23 protein-coding genes are annotated in these 19,104 nt (G+C 70.6%); 14 read left to right on the plus strand and 9 right to left on the minus strand.

Translation table 11 applies throughout. From position 1 onward, the window contains the following. The first annotated feature begins 257 nt into the window (after positions 1-257). Positions 258-359, plus strand: coding sequence for an SHOCT domain-containing protein (locus tag DVS28_RS29795; protein ID WP_245973666.1), 102 nt, complete (start codon positions 258-260; stop codon positions 357-359). A gap of 583 nt (positions 360-942) precedes the next feature. Here the strand turns inward: DVS28_RS29795 and DVS28_RS25085 are convergent. Next, entirely contained in the window at positions 943-1,296 is a 354-nt protein-coding gene (locus DVS28_RS25085) for a hypothetical protein (RefSeq protein WP_114594395.1), read from the minus strand. 433 nt (positions 1,297-1,729) lie between these two features. Here DVS28_RS25085 and DVS28_RS25090 point away from each other — a divergent pair, with 433 nt between their 5' ends. Beyond that, positions 1,730-3,091, plus strand: a complete 1,362-nt coding sequence (locus DVS28_RS25090) for a hypothetical protein (RefSeq protein ID WP_164711045.1) — start codon at positions 1,730-1,732, stop codon at positions 3,089-3,091. Between the two features lie 190 nt (positions 3,092-3,281). Here the strand turns inward: DVS28_RS25090 and DVS28_RS25095 are convergent, their stop codons facing one another. Next, a complete protein-coding gene (locus DVS28_RS25095) occupies positions 3,282-3,599 on the minus strand; it encodes a hypothetical protein (protein ID WP_216826636.1) in 318 nt (105 codons plus the stop codon). A gap of 42 nt (positions 3,600-3,641) precedes the next feature. Between DVS28_RS25095 and DVS28_RS25100 the strand changes: the two genes are divergently transcribed. From DVS28_RS25100 to DVS28_RS25110, 3 genes are read left to right on the plus strand one after another with little or no spacing between them, the layout of a single operon-like run. Continuing rightward, a complete protein-coding gene (locus tag DVS28_RS25100) occupies positions 3,642-4,421 on the plus strand; it encodes a hypothetical protein (protein ID WP_164711046.1) in 780 nt (259 codons plus the stop codon). 31 nt (positions 4,422-4,452) lie between these two features. Beyond that, positions 4,453-4,920: a hypothetical protein gene (locus DVS28_RS25105; RefSeq protein ID WP_114594399.1), complete on the plus strand. Its 468-nt coding sequence runs from the start codon at positions 4,453-4,455 to the stop codon at positions 4,918-4,920. Next, positions 4,917-5,414, plus strand: coding sequence for a hypothetical protein (locus tag DVS28_RS25110; protein WP_114594400.1), 498 nt, complete (start codon positions 4,917-4,919; stop codon positions 5,412-5,414). Before DVS28_RS25105 ends, DVS28_RS25110 begins: the two co-directional genes overlap by 4 nt. Positions 5,415-5,580: 166 nt before the next feature. On the opposite strand, the gene DVS28_RS25115 is transcribed toward DVS28_RS25110, so the two are convergent. Then, a complete protein-coding gene (locus DVS28_RS25115) occupies positions 5,581-5,958 on the minus strand; it encodes a hypothetical protein (protein ID WP_114594401.1) in 378 nt (125 codons plus the stop codon). A 240-nt stretch (positions 5,959-6,198) separates the two neighbouring features. On the opposite strand from DVS28_RS25115, the gene DVS28_RS25120 reads away from it, so the two are divergent. From DVS28_RS25120 to DVS28_RS25135, 4 genes are all read left to right on the plus strand, one after another. Continuing rightward, positions 6,199-7,041, plus strand: coding sequence for a phospholipase D-like domain-containing protein (locus DVS28_RS25120; RefSeq protein WP_164711047.1), 843 nt, complete (start codon positions 6,199-6,201; stop codon positions 7,039-7,041). A gap of 88 nt (positions 7,042-7,129) precedes the next feature. Continuing rightward, positions 7,130-7,561, plus strand: a complete 432-nt coding sequence (locus tag DVS28_RS25125; protein WP_164711048.1) for a hypothetical protein — start codon at positions 7,130-7,132, stop codon at positions 7,559-7,561. Between the two features lie 116 nt (positions 7,562-7,677). Continuing rightward, positions 7,678-8,115, plus strand: coding sequence for a hypothetical protein (locus DVS28_RS25130; RefSeq protein ID WP_114594404.1), 438 nt, complete (start codon positions 7,678-7,680; stop codon positions 8,113-8,115). Positions 8,116-8,249: 134 nt separating this feature from the next. Beyond that, positions 8,250-8,480: a hypothetical protein gene (locus DVS28_RS25135; RefSeq protein WP_114594405.1), complete on the plus strand. Its 231-nt coding sequence runs from the start codon at positions 8,250-8,252 to the stop codon at positions 8,478-8,480. A gap of 711 nt (positions 8,481-9,191) precedes the next feature. Here the strand turns inward: DVS28_RS25135 and DVS28_RS25140 are convergent. Further along, positions 9,192-10,781, minus strand: a complete 1,590-nt coding sequence (locus tag DVS28_RS25140) for a cell wall-binding repeat-containing protein (protein WP_164711049.1) — start codon at positions 10,779-10,781, stop codon at positions 9,192-9,194. 636 nt (positions 10,782-11,417) lie between these two features. Here DVS28_RS25140 and DVS28_RS25145 point away from each other — a divergent pair. The 3 genes from DVS28_RS25145 (at position 11,418) to DVS28_RS25155 (ending at position 12,985) form a co-directional block, all read left to right on the plus strand. Further along, positions 11,418-11,768 carry a hypothetical protein gene (locus DVS28_RS25145; protein WP_114594407.1) on the plus strand — a complete coding sequence of 117 codons (351 nt, stop codon included), beginning with the start codon at positions 11,418-11,420 and terminating at the stop codon, positions 11,766-11,768. A 38-nt stretch (positions 11,769-11,806) separates the two neighbouring features. Further along, entirely contained in the window at positions 11,807-12,247 is a 441-nt protein-coding gene (locus DVS28_RS25150) for a ribonuclease H family protein (protein WP_114594408.1), read from the plus strand. A gap of 162 nt (positions 12,248-12,409) precedes the next feature. Then, on the plus strand, positions 12,410-12,985 hold the full coding sequence (locus tag DVS28_RS25155; protein ID WP_114594409.1) for a hypothetical protein: 576 nt from the start codon (positions 12,410-12,412) through the stop codon (positions 12,983-12,985). An 87-nt stretch (positions 12,986-13,072) separates the two neighbouring features. On the opposite strand, the gene DVS28_RS25160 is transcribed toward DVS28_RS25155, so the two are convergent. From DVS28_RS25160 to DVS28_RS25170, 3 genes are all read right to left on the minus strand, one after another. Further along, complete coding sequence (locus tag DVS28_RS25160; protein WP_114594410.1) at positions 13,073-13,309, minus strand: hypothetical protein; 237 nt, start codon at positions 13,307-13,309, stop codon at positions 13,073-13,075. After that, positions 13,306-14,313: a hypothetical protein gene (locus tag DVS28_RS25165; RefSeq protein ID WP_114594411.1), complete on the minus strand. Its 1,008-nt coding sequence runs from the start codon at positions 14,311-14,313 to the stop codon at positions 13,306-13,308. Before DVS28_RS25165 ends, DVS28_RS25160 begins: the two co-directional genes overlap by 4 nt. A gap of 418 nt (positions 14,314-14,731) precedes the next feature. After that, positions 14,732-15,562 (minus strand): hypothetical protein, encoded by an 831-nt coding sequence (locus DVS28_RS25170; protein ID WP_114594412.1) that lies wholly within the window; start codon positions 15,560-15,562, stop codon positions 14,732-14,734. Between the two features lie 47 nt (positions 15,563-15,609). On the opposite strand from DVS28_RS25170, the gene DVS28_RS25175 reads away from it, so the two are divergent. Together DVS28_RS25175 and DVS28_RS25180 are read left to right on the plus strand one after the other, a co-directional pair. Continuing rightward, positions 15,610-15,966, plus strand: a complete 357-nt coding sequence (locus tag DVS28_RS25175; protein ID WP_164711051.1) for a hypothetical protein — start codon at positions 15,610-15,612, stop codon at positions 15,964-15,966. Positions 15,967-16,033: 67 nt separating this feature from the next. Next, positions 16,034-16,396 carry a hypothetical protein gene (locus DVS28_RS25180; protein ID WP_114594414.1) on the plus strand — a complete coding sequence of 121 codons (363 nt, stop codon included), beginning with the start codon at positions 16,034-16,036 and terminating at the stop codon, positions 16,394-16,396. Between the two features lie 180 nt (positions 16,397-16,576). Here the strand turns inward: DVS28_RS25180 and DVS28_RS25185 are convergent, their stop codons facing one another. After that, the gene (locus tag DVS28_RS25185) at positions 16,577-17,776 is read right to left on the minus strand and encodes a hypothetical protein (RefSeq protein ID WP_114594415.1); all 1,200 of its coding nucleotides are present in this window, start codon (positions 17,774-17,776) and stop codon (positions 16,577-16,579) included. A gap of 128 nt (positions 17,777-17,904) precedes the next feature. Further along, positions 17,905-19,071: a cell wall-binding repeat-containing protein gene (locus DVS28_RS25190; RefSeq protein WP_114594416.1), complete on the minus strand. Its 1,167-nt coding sequence runs from the start codon at positions 19,069-19,071 to the stop codon at positions 17,905-17,907. Positions 19,072-19,104: the final 33 nt, after the last annotated feature.

Raw genomic sequence — 19,104 nt, forward strand, 5'->3', positions numbered from 1 at the left:
GCGACCTCATCGCCGGCCAGGCCAACGCCGTCCGGGCCGCAGCGACCGGCGTCGCGCACGGCCGCAACCTCGACGTCGCCACCGCCGGCGCGTCCGCCCACCAGGTCAACGTCGTCAACGTCCCCCAACAACCACCCTCCGGACCGCCTCCCGGACCGCCTCCCGGACCGCCTCCCGGACCGCTGCGCCTGGACGCCAGCGGTTCCCCGGCAGAGCTCGAACCCGGCGCGCCTCTGGTCGCCGCCACCGAGGAGTCGGTGTTCGGGGCCCTCGAGCGACTCGGTGCGCTCCGCGACCAGGGGATCCTCACCGACGACGAGTTCACCGCAAAGAAGACCGAACTGCTCCGACGCCTCTGACCCGCACACCGGCCGCCAAGCGGGCTGTCGAAACGGTCGACGGCTTCGACGTCCACAGCAACCGCAGCCCCGCCGACGGAGGGAGTCGAACTCAACGGCTACGGGACCTCGACTTCGCCCGCTGGCACGGCACCGACCCCACCGCCCGCCGCGCCGGGCTCGACCCCCGACACGGCCCCGCCGCCGCCCACCGGCCGACCGGATCAGTCCGCGGACCGCATCGCCGCAGGTCGCACAACCGAAGACGACGTGACCACCTACACCCATCTCGACATCCGAGAGTGAAGGCTGACGAGGAGGGGGCACGACGGCAGGTGCGTTCATCGGGTGACGACAGGTGCCACCAACCTTGGGTGCCGATGTCGATTGACACCGTCACCCCTGACGGCCGGCTGGACCTCTTCGCGGTGCTCGCTGCCCCAGTGGGGCAGTGGCGTCCTCTCGGTGGCGTCCTCTCGGTGGCGTCGTCCCGGCCCGACGGCGCGCCGGTTCGGGATGTCGGCACGGCCTGTGTGGGACGTCTACCGGCATGGGTTTCACGGGAGGCGTCGTCTGGGCTGCCGTTGACCATGAGCGCCATGGCCTACGGGTGGGGGAGGACCTCGAGGAGGGAATGGGCAGCAAGCCGGAGGATCTGGGCGGCAGCGGGATGGCCGTCGCTGGTCTCCAGGAGGCCGTGGAGGCGGATGAGCGTGGTGGGGTCCTCGGTGTGGAGTGAACCGGTGCAGGGGTCGTCGAGTTCGGCCCAGTCGCAGTCGAGCTCGTGGGCGGCGGCGGCACAGATGAGGTTGTGGAGGGCGGCGCGCTCCGCAGCGATCGCCACCGCGGCCGCGTGGTCGCCGGCGCCGGCGGCATCGCAGACCTGGTCGAGGGCGACGATCAGGTCGTCCATGGCGGCGTTGATCCGGTCGAGGGGAGAGATGGTCGGGTTGGTCATCGGAGTTGGGGTCCTCGGGTTGTGCTGTTGGGACAGTCCTCAACCGTGTGGTCGTTGGCGGGGCCGAGGCAAGTACGTCCCAAGGTCGTCCTCGTGCACAGCCCGCTGCACCGGAGGGCCCGCTCGGCGTGACGCGGAAAGATGGCGCGCCCCGTGTCCGGGCCCTTGCGGAGGATCCACCGAGCCGGAAACGGGGGGAGTGGGTGTGGCGGGACGCCAAGGGGAACATGGTTGCGAGGGGGCGACGGCACTTGGCCGGCGACAGGGGATGCCCTCGACGCCGCCCCGTGGGCAACCGGAGCGAGGCCGGCCCCGACTTCTCCCGCGGATGTCCGCCGCCAGCTCATGACCGGGGTCCCATGTAGGTCCTGTCAGGTCTGACGGGCACGTGCGGCAGGATTGGAGGTCAGACGCCTACAGAAGGAGAACCTGCATGCCCAGCCCAGACGGGTCGATTGCCTACGAAGCCGATGTGGTGGACGCCGTCGCGGTCCACCTGACCGGCCTGGGCTGGGCGGAGAAGGCACGCGCAGCGACCACCGCCCATGGGGTGGACCTCCTCCTTCGCGCCGGCCGCCTCAGCGTGGCGGTGGAGGCCAAGGGCGCCGGGAGCAGCCAGGAACACACGGCACGATTCGGGCTGCCGTTCACGGGCGGGCAGGTCGCTGACCATGTGGCCATGGCGGTGGCCACCGCACTCAGGGTCGCCTCCGCCGGGGAGCACCTGGCCGCGATCGCACTGCCCGATGACGACCAGCACCGCCGGCACGTGGGGACGCTCCTGGCCGCGATCACGACGGCGGGCATCACCGTGCTGTGGGCCCGTCCCGACGGGACCGTCCGCCAGGAAGGCGCGGCCCTGCCCGACCCGACGTCGGGGCGGCAACAAACGATCGTGCTGCCCGACGGGACGGTGGAGATCGTCGAGTACGACGATGACGGGGAAGTCCTCAGGCGGACCTACGGCACTGTCGAACCGGACGACCAGACGGACGATGCCCGGCTGCTCGAGGAGTCCGCCGCGATGCATGCCGATGACTGGATCAAGACGGGCCGCTGGGACATCCGCGACTCCGACCACGAGACCGTCCAGACCGTCAGCGACCTGGCAGCCACGCTGGGCTGGGGACGCGATCAGAAGGCGGAGTTGCGTGCCTTCATGCTGCTTCCGGCGTTCCGGGCTGCGCCCGCGACGCTGCGCCACAACATCAAGGACCTGCTCGTTGGCACCCCGCCACGAACGGCACCGAGCCCGCTGGAACTCGTCGTGCTGGCACACCGCCACGACGAGGAACTGCTCGGGGCCGCCCTGCTGCGGTTCCCCTGGGCTGACGGGCCGGTCATACCGCCCTACACCGGAGGTGGCTGGGATGCCTACCTGGCGACCAACCAACCGCCGCAGGACACCCCGGGAGCGCTGGTGCGCCACGCACGGGCATGGGGTGTCCCCGACCGTGTCGTCAAGCGGATGCGGACAGCGTTCCGTGCCGCGGGCCGCAAGGTCGAGGAAGCCCACGTGATCGTGCAGACCGCGTCGGACCACGACGGCATCACCCATGCGGTTGCCGTCACTGACGACGTCGACGGATGGACGGTCCTTGTGTCGTCCAACGGGCACGAGCGGCCAGCCGTCGGGCCGCTGCCGTTCAGCAGCGGCTACCCCGGTCCACTGACCGGGAAGCCGTCATGGGCGGTGGACCCTGCCGACTCCTGGCGCGTGCTCATCGATGGCAACCCTGTCCCAACCCGATGGGACCTGCCCGCAGAACACCAGACCCACCCCGCAGACGGCTGACCCGCACCGAACCCGCCCGGGGTGGGGTGACATGTCACCCCACCCGGCCCCGACACGAGGCAGTCGTCGACCCAACCACGGGGCCCGAGCACAACCCCCAGCGCAACCAACGACCAGGGGATGGCCGGTGAACGCCGGTCCCGTTCGGGGGGCAGCAGCCGCAGAAGCGACCCAGGTGCCACGAGCACCGTCAGCGATGACGGGCACCGTCAGGCAGCCGGGACCGTCCGGCGCTGCAGTCCGGCCAGCAGCCAGCGACGGCAGCCCGCACCTCCAGCAACGACCACGGGATGCCTCCCTCGGTCATGACGAACACGGTGTCACCAACCAGTTCCGCACCGACGGGCCCGACCGAGGCGCAGGTATCGGTCCGCCACACCGAACGCCGATCGCAGCCGTCATCGAGGGTGGCCCGCAGCAGGCCCGCGTCGTCGAAGTCCGCGACCACTGCGGCACCCCCGGCGATGCCCTGGGTCACCCAATGGGTCGAGATGCATGGTTTCCGCATGATGGCGTGCGCAGGTCGTGCACGTTGAGGTAGGGTTGGGGCATGAACGACCCGGGATCGGCAATGCAGCTGCTGCGAGGCCAGTACGGCCACCTCCTGGACGCTGCACGACTCCAGTGGACCCGTCTCGCCACGGGCGAAATGACCACGTCGGCGCTGCCCTACGTCGACACGGTGACGGAGATAACCCGAACCGTTGTCCGCGTCGCCCACGTCGATGACCTGCCGAAGCCCGCGCTCGGCAACGTCATCGCCGCCACGGCACTCGCGCCGATCGCCACCCCCTCCGCACCGGTGGACGCCATCATCGGCGGGCTCACCCGCAGCCTTGCGGAGCACACCAACGACCGCCACTGGCTCGACATCGTCGAACCACCATCGACCGCCGTGCTCGACCGCACCACCGATGTCGTGCTGCCCACCCAGCAGGTGATCCTGCTGATCCAGCGGGCACTGACCGACACCGAAAGCCCCACCGACCGGATCCGCCGTGTCCTGGGTGCAACCAGCAACGACACCATCGGATCGATGATCGGCACCTCCCGCAACGTCGTTGCCAAGCTCGACTCCGGCAAGCGCCCCAACGACCAGACCGTCCTCGGCCGTCTGTCCCGCATCGACCGGATCGCCCGGTTCGTCGACGAACTCCTCGAACCAGAAGACGTCGACGCATGGCTCGACACGCCACTGGCCGACCTGGACGGCACCACACCCCGTGAAGCGCTGACCGACCCCGACCGCACCGAACGGCTCGTCGCGCTCCTCGCTGCCGTCGCCACCGGTGGGCCCGGCCCGACCCCACTGTCGGGCCAAGCCGCCTGACCACCGAACAACGACGGGGGGTGAGACAGGCATGGTCGAACCGATCCAGATGGCGCAGGGCTGGCTGGTGGCCCCAGCGCTGCACATGGAGGGACTCACCGGACCGGGGCTTGGCAGGGTCACCGACCCCGCCCGTCAGCGCTACCACGACCCCGCCAGCGGCCCCGCCACCTACGCGTGGTCCGACCCCCAGCTCGCCCGCCACGCCCACGCCAACAGCCTCCAAAGGGCCCTCGGGAGCTTCCCATCCCGACGTCGTGAGCGGCTGTGGGAAGTCGAGCTGCCCACCGAGCCGTTCGCCAACCTGGTCGACCCGGCCGCCGGTTGGTCAACCGCAACCGACCGGCCCGCCTGGATCTCCTCCTTTCGCCACCGGTTCGCCGGCGCAGTCGTCCCCCACGACCTCACACCACCCCCACCGGTGGCCGGAAGCCTCCTCGTGGTCTTCCTCGCCCACGACTACGACCACCTGACCGTGCACGACCGGGGTGGCCCATGACCACACTCCTGCACCTCCTCGCCCAGACCCCCACCCCAACGGGCACCCCAACCGCTGCCGGCGACGGCCCCGCATGGTGGGTCGAGCTACTCGCCGGTGCCCTCGTCGCGTTCGTCGCCGGCTGGGCAGGCGGCTGGCTGGCGTTCCGCCGGGCACAGGGAGCCGCCCGCGCCGACCGGACCAGGGAACGCAACGAGGCGCACCACGTGGCCCTTGGACTGCTCATCGACACCCTCCTCGGGATCGAGGCGGCACTGCGCCACGGTGGTGACGCCAACGACCTCGTGGCCAGCATCCTCCACGGGGCCACCGCAGCCCATCGGCCCGACGCCGAGGCACAACCCGTCCACGACCGGCTCGTGGCGTACCTCGCCACCGACCGAACCAACGAGGACACCCGCGACTCCCTCCTCGGCCAGCTCCAGGTGTGGCGATCGGCCCTCCACAGGGACCAAGCAGCAGTTGCGATCCGCCGCGAAGGCCCGGTCACCTGACCAGACCCGTCGCCCCACCAACCACCTGACGGCCGCTGTTCACACGCAAAGGCCCGTCAATCCACTCGCGGACCCCGTGGACACACACCCGGTCGGTCCCCTGACCTCCACCAGGCCGGCGGTTTGCTGGCAGTGACACGAAGAGTGGACCGGTGTGGACAACCCACTAGTGAATGCAGACGCTGAGTTCGTGGATGATGTACCGGCCGCCCTGCCGCAGGAACTCCGCAGTGACGGTGGCGGTTCCATCTCGTGTCGTCCCGCTGAGCGTCGTGCCGTCCTCGTGGACGCTTCGCGGGTCGAGGTCGGGGGTGTGCTCGGAGACCTTCGCGGCTTCCAGGAGGGCCGTGACGGGGTCGGTCTCTCCCCCGCCCTCCTCTGGGGTGAGGAAGTGTTCCTCCCGTCCTGTGCACCTCGTGGCATCGGCTATGGCATCCCCATTCGACGTGGGCCCTGTGCCCCGGTCACCCGGCGTGTCAGCGGCGGTGCAGGCAGCCAGTGCGCTGGCGGCCAGCAGGAGCAGAAGGAAAGCAGCACGTCGCAACGTCCTGTTCGACGCCGCTGACCACGGGTGGGTTCCGCGAACCTGCGGGCTGCTCCGCCGGGGGCACGTGTGTCGCTGCCGAAGGACCTGTCCGCCAGTTCCGGAGTCCGACAAGGCCCCGCGGCCGATCCGGGGGACGATCCGCTGTCGTACGGCTGCCACGAGCCGTCCGACGGGTGCCGCATCGTGTGCAACGATGCCCCCGATGATGTCGACACGGGAACAGCAGGGGTTGACGGGATGCCGGCGACGGTCCTGACGGGCCCGCCGCTCGCGGCGGTCCGCGACCTGCTCGATGGGGCGGACCGGGCGCTCCTGGCGGTGGCCTACCTGCGCCCGGCAGGAGTTGGGCTGCTCCGGGACCGACTCGCCGGTGTGGCCGACGGCAGGTTGCTGGTGGCCACCGACCGGGTCACCACCGCCGACGGGATCGCCGCCGCACGCAGCCGACGGTTCGAGGTGCGCGGCCACACCCCGCCACGCGGGGCGTTCCACGCCAAGTCGTGGCTGGTCCACCGGCCCGGTGGGGGCTGGACGGCCCTGGTGGGGTCAGGCAACTGCACCGGAGGGCTGGCGGTCAACGACGAGGCCCACACCCTCCTGGACGGCCCCGACGTCCAGGACACCCTCGGCCGACTCGCCATGGCGTTCGAAGACCGTTGGGCAGCCGCTGACCGCCGGCCCGAGGACACCATCCCGGAGCTGCGGACCGTCGACGTGGTCCGGGCCGGGCTGTGGGGTCCGCTGGCGGCGACGCTCGAGGCCGACCCCGTGGTGGAGACCGCCACTGGTGCGGCCAACACCGTCGTGGCGTTCGACCGGACCGGGTTCTCCGTCACCACCGGGGCGTCGGCAGCCAAGGGCAGCGGGGCGCAACGGGTGGACCCATGGATGGTCGAAGTCGTCCACGACCACCTCCTCGCCCACGGGATCGTGAGCTCCAAGGTCGTACAGGGCAACAGCGGCGACGGCGGGTTGAACGTGAAGCGGTCCGCGTTCGTCCTTGGGCTCCTTGCCCGCCACCCCGACATCGAATGGGCCTCCCGGCAACGCGGGTCGGTCGCCATCCGGCTGCGCCGCTGACGCGCAAGGGCGGGCAGGGCATGGTGTCGGTGGCTGATGCTTCACTTCCGGCATCTCCACCGTCCAGACCGCTGAGACCATCAACCGCGTGGGAGACCCACCCGTACGACATCTCGTCGCCCTCGTGCTCATCCTTGGCGTCGCCGTGCTTGCTGGCGTCGGACTGCTGGGCGAAGCGCGGGAGCACCAGCGCAGGGCCGACGCCGCATGGGCAAGGGAGGCCGTCGCCTTGGCGGTGGTCAGCAGCGGTGACGTCGTCGGGACCCGTGGGGAGGCCGGTGCGCTGCGTGCCGCCGCGCAGGAGGTCTGGGCCGCCGATGGCGTGGCAGGGCAGGCGTTTCGGGCCTGGACTGCGCCGGCGGGCGACCGGGCCGCGTTGCTGGTGAGCGTCCAGGGACGTCCGCCGGCCTGCGCCGTCCCGCACGGCGCTGGGCGGATCGTCTACACCGCCGCCGGCGAGCGGATGTCACCAGCGACAGCCGACGGCCCCCACGCCGTCGACTGCGCAGCCCTGGGCTGACATCCCTGCCCGCCACCAGCCGAAGCAGACCCGCGACCCCTTCGGGCAGGACGACTGTTCGTTGCCGGCGCACTACGGCGCGGCCCGGTGTCTGGGGGCGGTGCGACACTGGCGGCATGGACGACCACACCGACGCCGTGTTCCGTGACGGGGTGGCCGCTGACCGGCTGGCCGGCCTGGCGATGCTCGACCTGCGCTGCGGCACCGGGATGTGGCGGGCCCGACGGGCCCACCGGGCCGCCGTCGACCTCGCGGCCGACCTGGGCATCGACCAGGTGTGGCTGGTCACCTCACCGGCGCGGGCAACGGTGGGGGAGTGGCCGGAGGTGTTCGGGCCCGGACGGACCGTCGCCCCAGCCGACGCCGGCCGGAACCCCGACCATGCCGTGGTCGTGGTCGACCTCACCGCACTGCGGGGTCACCGCACCGTCGGCCTCGCCGAGGCGTTGGCTGGCCGGGTCCTTGTCACCACCTCCTCGCTGGGCTCCCGACTCCACGGGCTCCCCGTGCTCTCCGAGCACGTTGCGGCCGCCGGGTCACCCACCCGACGCTGAGACCCCTCCCGTCCCGAACGCAACGACGACACGCGCGGTCGGGACGGGGCCAGCGCGCCACCGGGGTAACGTTGGGGATGCGCCCCGGTAGGCCGCGGGCGCCAACGAGCCAACGCGAAGGAACCGTGAGGCCGATGACGACGATGCTGGGAGAGGTCGAGGTGGACGGACGCGGCCGTGTGTCGCTCGGCAGGTTCGGCAAGACCGAGCGGACCCGCTACGTCGTGTCCGAGGACGACCGCGGCGTGCTCACCCTCACCCCCGTCCACAGCCTGCCCGTGACCGACCTTCCCGACTGGCTCGCCCGGTCCATGGCGCAGGCCGACCGGGGCCAGGGCGGACCCCGCCCCGAGTTCACCAAGTAACCACGGGGACTTGGCGTCGTCGGCGGTGGTTGGGCCAGGCGATTCGCTTGGCTCGCTGCGACCGGTAGGGGCGGGGGATCGAAGCTTCTCGAGCGGCAGCCAGCAACTGATTCGGGACGGGGATGACGTCCCGTCCCCTCCGCAGGATGAGTGCCACGGGCGTCGGGTGACTTGACCGTCGCCGGGTTGGCGTGGCCCTTTCTGGCGGCGTGTCGCCTGAACGGACGGTCGGCACCGGGGACTGCATGACGCCCGGGCCCACCACTGGCCGAGGGGGCTGACATGTGACCCCCGCGCCAGCGTCCGGCGACAACCATCGCTGACACGGGCAGGCGACAACCAGCGCTGACATGGTCAGGCGACAACCGGCGCTGACATGGTCAGGCGACAGCCGTGGTGACGTGGATGGTTGACGCCGTCACCCCATGTGGGTCGCCACGCGGTCGGACGGAGCGCGCAGGCACCCGCCAACGACGTAGGAACCGAGATGGGCGTGGCTGACCTGCTGAACCGACGCGACGGGCTGCGGACTGCCATCGGCAGCATCAGGCGCTGCCCGAACAACCATCCGCGAAGAGCAGTCCACCTTCTGGTTCCCGTGCCAACCGAGACCCGCACCCAGCCCCATGCACCACGGGGTTCGCTGACTCCCTCGTGTCGGTCGGGCCGGGCGGGCCCACCAGCTGCGTTGGCGGGCCCGCAACGTCCGGGTCAGCGCATCCGGACGAAGTCGACCATGAAGTCCAGCAGGACCTCATCGTCCAGCCGGAGCCACTCACCCGTCTCCTGATGTCGCTCTCCGGCGAGTTCTATGTAGGCAACTCGCCCGTCGGGTCCCTCTGCAAACAAGGCTGCTGCCCCCCACGTATTCCCGTGGGTATCGGATGGGAGATCATAGGCCCACCCATGGACAGGTATTCCGTCTACCAGCAGATCCACAGGGTGTACCTGCTCTGCCGTCGACCTGGAGAGAGAAGTCCAGCTGGTACCCCAATCCACAACGTCTGCACCGCCGAGCACCAAGGTGGTACGTGGTACGTAGCACGCGCCAGTGATACTGGTCGTGTCAAACCAGTCGATGGGATGTTCCCACGTCTGAGTGATTATCGGATCATTCCAGTACTCCTGCGGCACGTTGCCGAGGCGTTCGCACAACCAGCCGTCACCGGCCACGGGCGCGATGACGTCGCCGACGCAGTCGGCCTTCATCGCATCAGCGACCCTGGACGACACCCGGTCGGTGGGGCCGACGACGAGGATGTGTCGGTTCAGGTCGTAGCACGGTGACACGCGGGCGGCGACGGGTGCGTCGATCCGGTTGGTGTCGACCAGCATCAGGGAGGTGTTGCGGCCTCGCAGCGCCCCGGTCGTCAACGCCGCGGCCGGTAGCCCGTACACCCATCCGTCGGATGCGAACCCGTTGATCACCACGTGGTGGGACGCCCCACCGATGTCGTTGTCGTACTCGCCGTTGTACCAGGTGTCGAACACTGCAGCGGTTGCCGTCCTGGTGTTGCCTGCAACTCGGTCGACCCGGATGTTGTCGTAGGTGGACGCCACCATGTACCGGTCCACGACGGACTCGTTGACGGCGTTCTCACCACCGGCCACGACGAACCAGTGGGACCAGTCCTCCCTGAGGTAGTCCTCCACCGCAGGGTGCGGCCGGGACGTCGGGGTCAGCAGGATCGGGGCACGACCGGCCGCCCACACCGACGCCGTGATCGAGTCGGCCCAGTCATCAGACCGTGCCAGGACGACACGGCCACCCGGCGGATCCCAGTGGGCGTTGAACTCCCGCGCCACCGCAACCGACGTCTCCACACGGGACGCACCCGACAGGCGACGAACGTCATAGCCCTCGAGGGCCAACTCGACCTGTGGCGACAGCGCCGACGTGCCACCCAACAGGTACACGATCCCGCCGGCCGGCAGGACCCGGTCGACCTCTGCCGCCACCCGACCATCCAGCGCCTCCGACCCGGTCAGCAGGATCGGGCCGCGCGTGGCGAACACGGTGCCGGCGAGGCTGTCGGCGAACACGTCATCGCGGGAGATGACGACGAGCTCGGCGGTCTCGTCGGCGAACCGGACCCGCGACACCTCAACGGCAGTGCCGATCGGGTCGCCGGCGTCGATCCGCTGGACGGTCTCGGGATCGGCGTCGAACCAGGGGGCACGCGAACTCTCGGTACGCCGCGAATCGGGCACCTCGTCGGACTGCGTTCCCGTGGCGGACGCCGGCGGGACGAACACGATCATCACCAGCAGCACCAGGGCTGCGGACAGGACTCTGGACACACACGCTCCAAGGGTTGGGTGTGCGCTGCACAGCGGCCGACCGGCGGGGGGAGGGGCGACCCTGCAACTGCGCAGCGATGCACACGTTGGGGTTTAGGACGGGTCGATGCTCCACGGACGCGGCCGGTCGGCAGCGCCGCCCGGATCGCCAGTCGGGGCCATCGGCCGCAGGCAGTCGGGGGAGCGGGGCGGTCGTGGACGGGCACGTCGTTGGTGTCGTTGGGACGTTGCCGTCCACGACGCTGCTGCTGCCACTCGCTTCCACCCACCCCTGGCTCGATTGCCTTGCTCCGGTTTTCATTCGACATCAGGGCCGGTGGTTCCTGCTCCGGTTGCCGCACGACGGGCAACGTCGTCCACGGGTACCAGCACAACCTCCGCCGCCGACTGCGGTCAACCGTCGATGCGCTGCTCCGCGGGGGTGTCATCCGTCGCGGACGGCTGCTCGTGCTCGCTTCCCGCCATCGACGAGGTCCTCGGCCGACTGACCCCTGTCCCAACACGGACGCAGGTCCGCGCGCCGCCGCAGCCAGCGCAGAGGGGCACCACGGGGAGGCGGCGGCCCCCAGGACAGCCGAGGGCGAGCCCCCCGTGCGCCGGTGGCGGTTCAGTTCCGACATGCAAGGGTTGGGCGGCATGGACGACACCCTCCTCGACAGCCTGCTGACCCTCGCGACCGGCCACGACGAAGGGGCGGCCGCGCCCACCCCGGGGATGCGGGTGCTGCTTCGCCTCGGACTCCGCAACGGCCAGATCGTCGAAGGCGAACTCCTCAGCGCCCAGCAGTACCTGTACAGCCTCGATCGGGTCACCCCCGAGGACCTGCCCCCCATCGAATGGGCTGACGACGACGGACTGGTCCACCTCGACCGGGTCACCTACGGCGATGCCGGCCGCACCTACGGGCCGTCCGCCGCCCCCGGCGCGATCCAGCTGCACCGCAACGACATCGTCACCACCCAGGTCATCGGCATCGGTCCACGCTGACCACAGCCCCCAGCACAGCAACGAAGGGTGCCCCTGACATGCGCGTGGTCCACACCGACGGGTCGTGCCTGTACCCGACGCCGGCCGCACGGACCGGGCCGGGCGGCTGGGCCTGGATCACCGATGACGGCCAGCAGGGCTCCGGTGGGCAGCCCGACACCACCAACCAGCGGATGGAGCTGCATGCCGTCGCCGATGCGCTCCGCCGCATCGACGGGCCGGTGGAGGTCGTCACCGACTCCGCCTACGTCGCCAACTGCTGGGCGCAACGATGGTGGGAGGGCTGGATCGCCCGTGGCTGGAAGACCTCCGCCAAGAAGCCCGTTGCCCACCGGGACCTGTGGGAACCCGTCGTCGACAGGTTCGCCCTGGGTGACGTCACCATCCGTTGGGTGAAGGGCCACACCGGCGATCCCGGCAACGAACTCGCCGACCGGCTTGCCCGCAGCGAAGCAGAACGGATCCGCGACACGACCTGACCACACCCCGAAAGGGAAGTTGTCGGCCGCTCGGCACCCGTGACCGGTCCTGCGGCATGCTGCCCCTGCCGTTGTCCCGTCCGCCGCGGGCACGCCGTCGCCCCGTGAGGTCGGGGTTGGGGCGTGCCAGCCGGCACCATCCGACCAAAGCAGGGGAAACCCGTGACCGACCCAGCCGCCGAACCCGCCGAACCCGCCGATGGCCGCAGCAGCCTGCTCGACCTGTACCGCATCATTGCCGCGGAGGGCATCGACCCGACACGGGTCAGGGTGATGCGTCACACCCCATCGCCCGACGAGCTCGCCCGGCAGATCCGATGGATGGCAGTCGAGGACCCCGTCGCCTTCACCGCCTTCCACTGCTACCAGCTCAACCAGCAGGCCATCAGCCTCCGCAAGGCCGACTGGCTGGTCTCCACCCTGCCCGAGGGCCGCGCAGCGGTGTTCACCGGCCTGTTCGCCATCGGCGCCGAACAGCACCTCGACCAGAACGCCTGGCTGGCCAAACCCGGCAACGACCGGCTTGCCGCCGCAGGTGCCATCGGGCCCGCCGACACCGGAGCCCATGCGTGGTTCGAGCTGACCGCCGACCCGCGGCTCTCCGACCTCATCGGCCGGCTCGAGGTCGGCTGGCCACCCGCCCGCAACTGGTGCCGACGGCTGCAACCCGGCCTGTTCCCCATACTGGCCATCCACCGCGAGAACATCCTCGCGTCCCACACCCCGCGACCCAGCTGATCAGCTACACCGACCTTTGCGGCGCTGCCCACGCCCTGGTGGTCCTCGGCCGGGTCGCCCACGGCGACCCGGACTGACCCCCACCGGTCAGGGCAACCAGCGGGTACGGACGCCATCGGGCCACGGGCTCGGCGGGACCGGTTCGCCACGCTGCCCCACCCAGCGATCAAGGGCCCGTCCGGCCGCCTGCAACTGGGCAACGACATCAAGGACCTGGTCCATGTCGTCCTCCAGGTCGCCGGCACAGAAGTCCGCCACCGCGTGGTAGGCCTTCCAGAAGACCGCAGCGGGCACCTCCACCATGACGTCGTCCACGCCCGTCACCGCCCCACCCGACCGTCGGCAACGACCCCGGACCGAGACGGTGTCTCCGTGGGGATGCGGGCAACGGTGGCAGACGGGCCGCCCTTGCAGGGGATGACCGTGAGGTGCTGCTGGTCGACCAGCAGCACCGCTGGCTGGTCGAACGTCCGGCCCAGGCAGACGAGCAGGGCGATGTCGGGATCGGGGATGGCCCAGCCGACCGTCGGGCCCCCGTCGCCGGCGGTGTGGGCGGGCAGCACGGTTGCGCCGGTTCCGGTGAGGATGCGGGCCAGGTCGGCTGTGCGGATCCCGTCAGCCCCCTGGGTGCCGGCCGGTGGCCAGCCCCGGAGGATGCCGATCCGCTCCCACGGCAACACCGGTTCGCCGGTCGGTCCGGTGACCCGCATCCGGTGGGGCATCACCACGTCGACGTCCACGCGGGCCGGGTCGGGCACGGCGTCCCGGATCGGCGGGGCGGGGTCGGGTTGGCGGCCGAGCTGCCAGGTCGGGGCCGCAGGCACCGGAGGGCCCCACCGGCCGGCAGGCACCCTGCCGGCAAGCTCCCTCAGCGTGGCCCCCGGCTCGGGCATCCTGACCGGCGTGCCGTTGCACACCAGGTGGGGCGGCTGGCCAGCCGGTTGGTCCACGGCCACCGGCAGGTACGGGTCAGCGGTGGCCCAGTAGACCGCTGCTGCCGACAGCGGCCAGTCGGGATCGTCGAGGGCGTCGAGCAGGTCGGCAGCGCCACCGTGCAGCCACGCCACATGGACCTGCCGATGGTGGATGAGGCGTCGCAGCCGGTTGCCACGCCCGTTGAGGTAGTTGACCGTCGCCCCCGAGCTGCTGGACGCCGAATGGACTGGCGGGTCGATGGGGGCATCGGCTCGGGCACGCAACCAGCCGGTGAGACGGTCGGGGTTGGCGGCCAGCACCGCCAGGGTCAGCTCGTCGACACCGACATGATGGCGCAGCCAACGGAGGACACGGGTGTGGAGGTCGCCGGGGAACGGAAACGGTGAGTGCATGGGGACGGGCCTCTCTGCGGTCCGACGCGCAGGGCGGTCCCCGGATGCCGCCCCCAGCGGGGTCGGCGCTTCCTACCTCTTGCCCGAGTTCGGGCCGCATCCCCTCCAACGGAGGGAAGGCACCTTGGGGTTGGTCCAGGTTGCCCCGCGGACAGGTCCGCGGTCGTGATGCCGACGCCGTACGGCGCCGTACCTCCAAGTGTAAACGAGCGAGCCCGGTGGCCAGCGGAGGATCAGCCGATCCGTGATGCAACGAGACGGTCACACAACGGTGCCGTGGCCGTCACCGGCCGCTGGCACGGTGACGGCCGTCCCGGTTCGTCAAGCTCCGCCCGGTTGCGGTCTCGGGACACCGGCCCCCTAATCGTTCGTCGATCGGCTCCGACGCACGAGAAGGGGGCCGACTTCCGTCCGGGGGTCACATCGGCCAGACGCCGACGTCGGTGACGTCGTGGCCGGCGGCCCGGAGGTCAGCGACGACCGAGTCGAGCAGTTCCAGCGGGTAGGTGACGAACACGTTGGGGTTGACCGGGGAGGGGTCCGATTGGGTGGCCAGATCGCGGATGGATGGGGGCAGCAGCTGGTGCACCTCCCATGCGGGCGTCTCGTGGGGTGCCTCGCCGAGGAGGTTGGACGCCACCGCCTGGTCCCACACCTGGCCCGAGTCCAGCGGGGTGGCATCGGGCACCACCGCAGGGTCGGTGTCATGGAGGTCCTCGTCCAGGCCGGCCCGGTCCATGACGTCCTCGTCGACGAACGTCCAGAACAACCCGGCACGGTCCTCGCCGAGCAGCCGCCGGAGTTCCCCGACCGTGTTCACGTCCTCCCAGTCCATCCCGTTGAGCGCCTGCCTGGTCGCCCCCGGCCTGGTGATGGTGAACTCGTCGTGGAAGCGCACGACCTCCACCGGCACCGGGGATGCTGGTGCGGTCTCCTGGGCGGCCGGCACGTCGGGGTCGTCGTCCTCCACCGTCCGGTACACCTCGCTGTCTGCTGCACGCGCTGTGGCATCGCTGCGGCCATCCAGCATTGCGTCAAGGTCGGCCGTGCGGGGCAGTCGGCCAGCCCGCACGTCACCGGCAACCCGGTCCATCGCGTCGGCCCGTGCCCGGGCGAACGGGCCGGGCAACCGGTCGAGAAGCCGTCCGACCTCAGCCAACCAGCCTGCCCGCCGTCGGCCGTCGCGGTACTCAGCGACGAGCTCTGCCAACCGGTCCAACGGATCCTCCGCCGCAGCGTTTGTGCTCATGCGGCGCATGATCGCCGATCGGCCCGCTCGTGCCGATAATGCCCGGCATGCCGAACAGTCCACTTCGCCTCGTCCTCGTGACGCTCGACAACGACCGGTTCACCATCGTCAGGCACGACGAGTTCCACGGACGCCACGACGACAACGATGACGACCTCGACTACGACCTCGACGATGTCGATGATGACGATCTTGACGGGGGGCTCGAGGGGCCCGAATGGACCTACGTCCCCGGTACCGAGGACGGCATCGAAGATCATCTTCCCGACGACGTCGTGGCCCTCATGCAGGTCACCGGTGGGCTCATGGGCCCGGACCAGGTCTGGTGGCCCACCAGCTGTCTGGAGGAGGTCCGTGCGGCACTGCTCACCGCCGGCCATCCGCTGAGCACAGCCAACTGGTGACAGCCTCCCGCGGGTCCTTCCGGCCGTCGGGTCGCGTCCCAGTCCTCTACCGGTAGGCTGCACGATCATGGGGTGGTACGAGCAGCAGCACGTCGACGACGCGATCGCCTGGCTGGCACGACATGTGCCTGACCGGCCCGAGGGGACGGTGGGCTACGCCGACCTGCTTGCCGGGGTTGGGCTGCCCGGCCCCGCCGAGGTGGGTGTTGGCCAGCTTGCCCTGTTCATGGGCGACATCCATCGGGCCCAGTCCGTCCCTTGGGACAGCGTGGTCGTGAACAAGGCCACTGGGGTCCCCGGACATGGGTACTGGACGATCAACGACCGGCGCGACCCGATGCGTGATGGCTCCCAGGTCGACATGGACTTCTGGACGGCCCAGCAGCAGCAGGTCTGGGCCCATGTCGGCCACCCCAACGCCCGACGCTGACACCCGTGCCCGGCGGGGCCACGCCCTGCGTGGCTCGAGACGTTTGCGGTGTGGCGGAGGGTGGTGCTGGCGAGAGGGACCTACGCCCGTGGTGGTCCCTGTGGGTGGGGCCTACGTGGGAATGGTCCCTCTCGAAGGCTGCACGATAGAGCCTGCGGCCACCTGAGGGCGACCCCGAGGTCATCGGTGGATGCGGGAGGGCGAGGCCGTGATCGACCAGATGCCGACACAGCGGCCGCGGCTTGCAATGGCGGCGTTGCGGATGGTGTCACCCCTGGTGATCTGGTCATCGAGGAGGACGAACCGGTCGGGCATCCCATGGGTGCCGTCGCGGGTCTGGTGGGTGCGGCCGGTCAGCAGCCCGACGAGCCGGCCGAGGCGTTGGGAGGTCTGGGCAGGCCGATCAGCTGACCAGCGGTGGGCGGCGATCGACACCACGGCCACTGACGGGTCGATGACCTGCCGGGTGATGTCGGCGGCGATGCAGACGGCCGGCAGGAGCAGCAGGTGGGGGAGGGGGTGAGGGCCTGACCGGTACCAGCCGTCAGCCGTCCACCAGTTCTTGAGCCGCCACAGGGTGGTTTGCCACGTCTGGGTGTAGGGGCCGAGGGTTCGCAGCGGCCCGATGAGGTGGGGCCGGTCGTCCCACTTGTCGCGGTTGGCGACCAGTTGCGGGTCGAGGTCCAGCAGGCGGGGAAGACGATGGGTGGCGAGCCGCATTGCCGTCCACGGCCGGTGGAGGACCTCGTCGATGCGCATCAGCCGGGATGGCCAGAGGTGGCAACGTTCCCCCGTCATGCCGAGGACCCGTCCAGACGGCCAGCGCCGCTGGGTGTCGGGCAGGGCGTGGCTTGCGAGGCGGTCCTGGGCGGCGGGGCGGCTGCCCGGATGCACCCATCCGCTGGTGAGGAGCTGGTGGAGCACGTCGGGGTCGTGGACGTGGCGGATCGGTTGCCAGCCGTCACGGGGGACGGCCCAGGCCAGCGGCCCGTCTGGGTCGTCGGCGTCGTCTCCGGCGGTGACGTCGGCAGGATCGAGCACTCGGATGCCTTGGGGGAGGCGGGCGGCGAGTGGCCCGTCGGGTCGGGTGGCCACCAGTGCGACGTCAGCGGTGTGGTTCGCTGTGGCGGGGTTGATGGTGGAGGGGTCCCACACGTCGTCGATGTGGACCGCCCGGTCGTGGGCGGCGGCCCAGACGTCGCGGGGGTCGTGGTGGCGGCTGGTGCCGAGGACCCGGATGCCCGCGGCGGCGGCCGCCGCTGCAATGTGGCGCAGGCCGATGTCGAGCGGACCCGCAGGTGGCCAGGCCGGTTCAACGGGACGCAGGGGTGGACCGGGCCGGTCGACATCGATGAGGACGGCCCGTCCGGTGGTGTGCATCGTCGTCCCCCTCCCACGGTTCCTGCGGGCAGCCTACGGCCGGCAGGAACCCGTGGGTGGGGCCACCAATGTCGCCACCGGGCGGGGCAGGTTGGAAGGCGGTGCCCTCAGGGTGTCGTGCCGGAGGGTCAGGCCGGCGGGCGGGCCGCTGCCACGTCACGCGCGACTTGGTCACACACCGCTGCCTGGCCGCCAAGGGGAACGATGGTGGCCGGGTCGAGACGAATCACCTCGTCGAGGACCTGGTCGGGTACCTGGCCGCACTGGGGGACGAGCAGGACGGGGCCGCCGGTCAGCGACGCCGCTGCGATGGAGTCGGCGAACACATCGGCGCGGGACAGGTAGACGACAGCGGCGCCGTTGGGGAACTGGTAGCGGCTGATCGCAATGGCTGTGTCGAACCGGGAGGGGCCTTCGAGCCGCTGGATCGGCCGGGACGTCATCGGCGGGACCGGTGTCGGCTGGCCAGTGGGTTCGGGGTCGGGCTGTGCAGGTGGAGTGCCGCCGGCCGGCTGCGGATCCCGGTCGACGCCCTTGCGGTCGGTCACGTACAACAGGCCCTCCTGATGGGGGGCGATGTCGGGGGACGCAAGGTCGGTGCCGTCGATCAGCACCACGCTCCAGGTCGTCTCGGGAGACCCGATCAGGGCGGCATCGAAGATCGTGGCGACCGAACTGCTCGAGGGACGGAACACCTCGACGATGTCGATCAGGTCGGTACTGGTGCACGAGGCGTTGGCGAACAACCCGGCGACCAGACCTGCACCCGGGTCGTGGAAGGCGTTGGTGTTGAACTCGAACCCGTTGCAGCCGGTGTTGGGGTTGTTGTCGGCGTCGATGAAGTGCATGAACGCCCCGAGGGAGGAGTCCGCCCAGGTGTCGTAGGTGAGGCCGATGCCGCCGAGGCTGAACACGCCGTTGCCCTCGTTGCAGTAGCCCGCCCCGCCGCCGCCGAGGTCGAGGGTGCCAACGTTGCCCGACGGGCCGTTGTTGTCATCACTGGTGGAGCAGGCCGCATCGACTTCTTCCGGCGTCTGTGTCGACCGGGCCCTGCTGTCGCTGTGCGCGGTGAACCGTCCGGCGGTCAGGGTCGACGCCGTCGTGGCACTACGGGCCTCCACCCGTGTGCGGACAACTGCCTGCTGCTCCGCAGAGGTGACGTTGTCCAGCGTGGGTGTGGCACGGCGGACAGCAGCCGCATCACCCTCGAGCAGCTGGGCGGATGCCACCCCGCCGAGCAGCATCGTGGCCAGAACGACAAGGGCCACAACGGGCCCCCACGTGGTCTTCCTCATGGGTGTTTCCCCTTTCGTGGGACAGCGGACCCA

This window comes from Euzebya pacifica, from assembly GCF_003344865.1.
Lineage (GTDB): Bacteria > Actinomycetota > Nitriliruptoria > Euzebyales > Euzebyaceae > Euzebya > Euzebya pacifica.

Excerpts from the sequence above, each read along its gene's own strand:
- DVS28_RS25085 (WP_114594395.1), bottom strand. The coding sequence starts at position 1,296 with ATGACCAACCCGACCATCTCTCCCCTCGACCGGATCAACGCCGCCATG.
- DVS28_RS25180 (WP_114594414.1), top strand. The coding sequence starts at position 16,034 with ATGGGGTGGTACGAGCAGCAGCACGTCGACGACGCGATCGCCTGGCTG.
- DVS28_RS25100 (WP_164711046.1), top strand. The coding sequence starts at position 3,642 with ATGAACGACCCGGGATCGGCAATGCAGCTGCTGCGAGGCCAGTACGGC.
- DVS28_RS25185 (WP_114594415.1), bottom strand. The coding sequence starts at position 17,776 with ATGCACACCACCGGACGGGCCGTCCTCATCGATGTCGACCGGCCCGGT.
- DVS28_RS25165 (WP_114594411.1), bottom strand. The coding sequence starts at position 14,313 with ATGCACTCACCGTTTCCGTTCCCCGGCGACCTCCACACCCGTGTCCTC.
- DVS28_RS25190 (WP_114594416.1), bottom strand. The coding sequence starts at position 19,071 with ATGAGGAAGACCACGTGGGGGCCCGTTGTGGCCCTTGTCGTTCTGGCC.
- DVS28_RS25095 (WP_216826636.1), bottom strand. The coding sequence starts at position 3,599 with ATGCGGAAACCATGCATCTCGACCCATTGGGTGACCCAGGGCATCGCC.
- DVS28_RS25150 (WP_114594408.1), top strand. The coding sequence starts at position 11,807 with ATGCGCGTGGTCCACACCGACGGGTCGTGCCTGTACCCGACGCCGGCC.
- DVS28_RS25120 (WP_164711047.1), top strand. The coding sequence starts at position 6,199 with ATGCCGGCGACGGTCCTGACGGGCCCGCCGCTCGCGGCGGTCCGCGAC.
- DVS28_RS25130 (WP_114594404.1), top strand. The coding sequence starts at position 7,678 with ATGGACGACCACACCGACGCCGTGTTCCGTGACGGGGTGGCCGCTGAC.
- DVS28_RS25135 (WP_114594405.1), top strand. The coding sequence starts at position 8,250 with ATGACGACGATGCTGGGAGAGGTCGAGGTGGACGGACGCGGCCGTGTG.
- DVS28_RS25170 (WP_114594412.1), bottom strand. The coding sequence starts at position 15,562 with ATGAGCACAAACGCTGCGGCGGAGGATCCGTTGGACCGGTTGGCAGAG.
- DVS28_RS25090 (WP_164711045.1), top strand. The coding sequence starts at position 1,730 with ATGCCCAGCCCAGACGGGTCGATTGCCTACGAAGCCGATGTGGTGGAC.
- DVS28_RS25105 (WP_114594399.1), top strand. The coding sequence starts at position 4,453 with ATGGTCGAACCGATCCAGATGGCGCAGGGCTGGCTGGTGGCCCCAGCG.
- DVS28_RS25145 (WP_114594407.1), top strand. The coding sequence starts at position 11,418 with ATGGACGACACCCTCCTCGACAGCCTGCTGACCCTCGCGACCGGCCAC.
- DVS28_RS25110 (WP_114594400.1), top strand. The coding sequence starts at position 4,917 with ATGACCACACTCCTGCACCTCCTCGCCCAGACCCCCACCCCAACGGGC.
- DVS28_RS25175 (WP_164711051.1), top strand. The coding sequence starts at position 15,610 with ATGCCGAACAGTCCACTTCGCCTCGTCCTCGTGACGCTCGACAACGAC.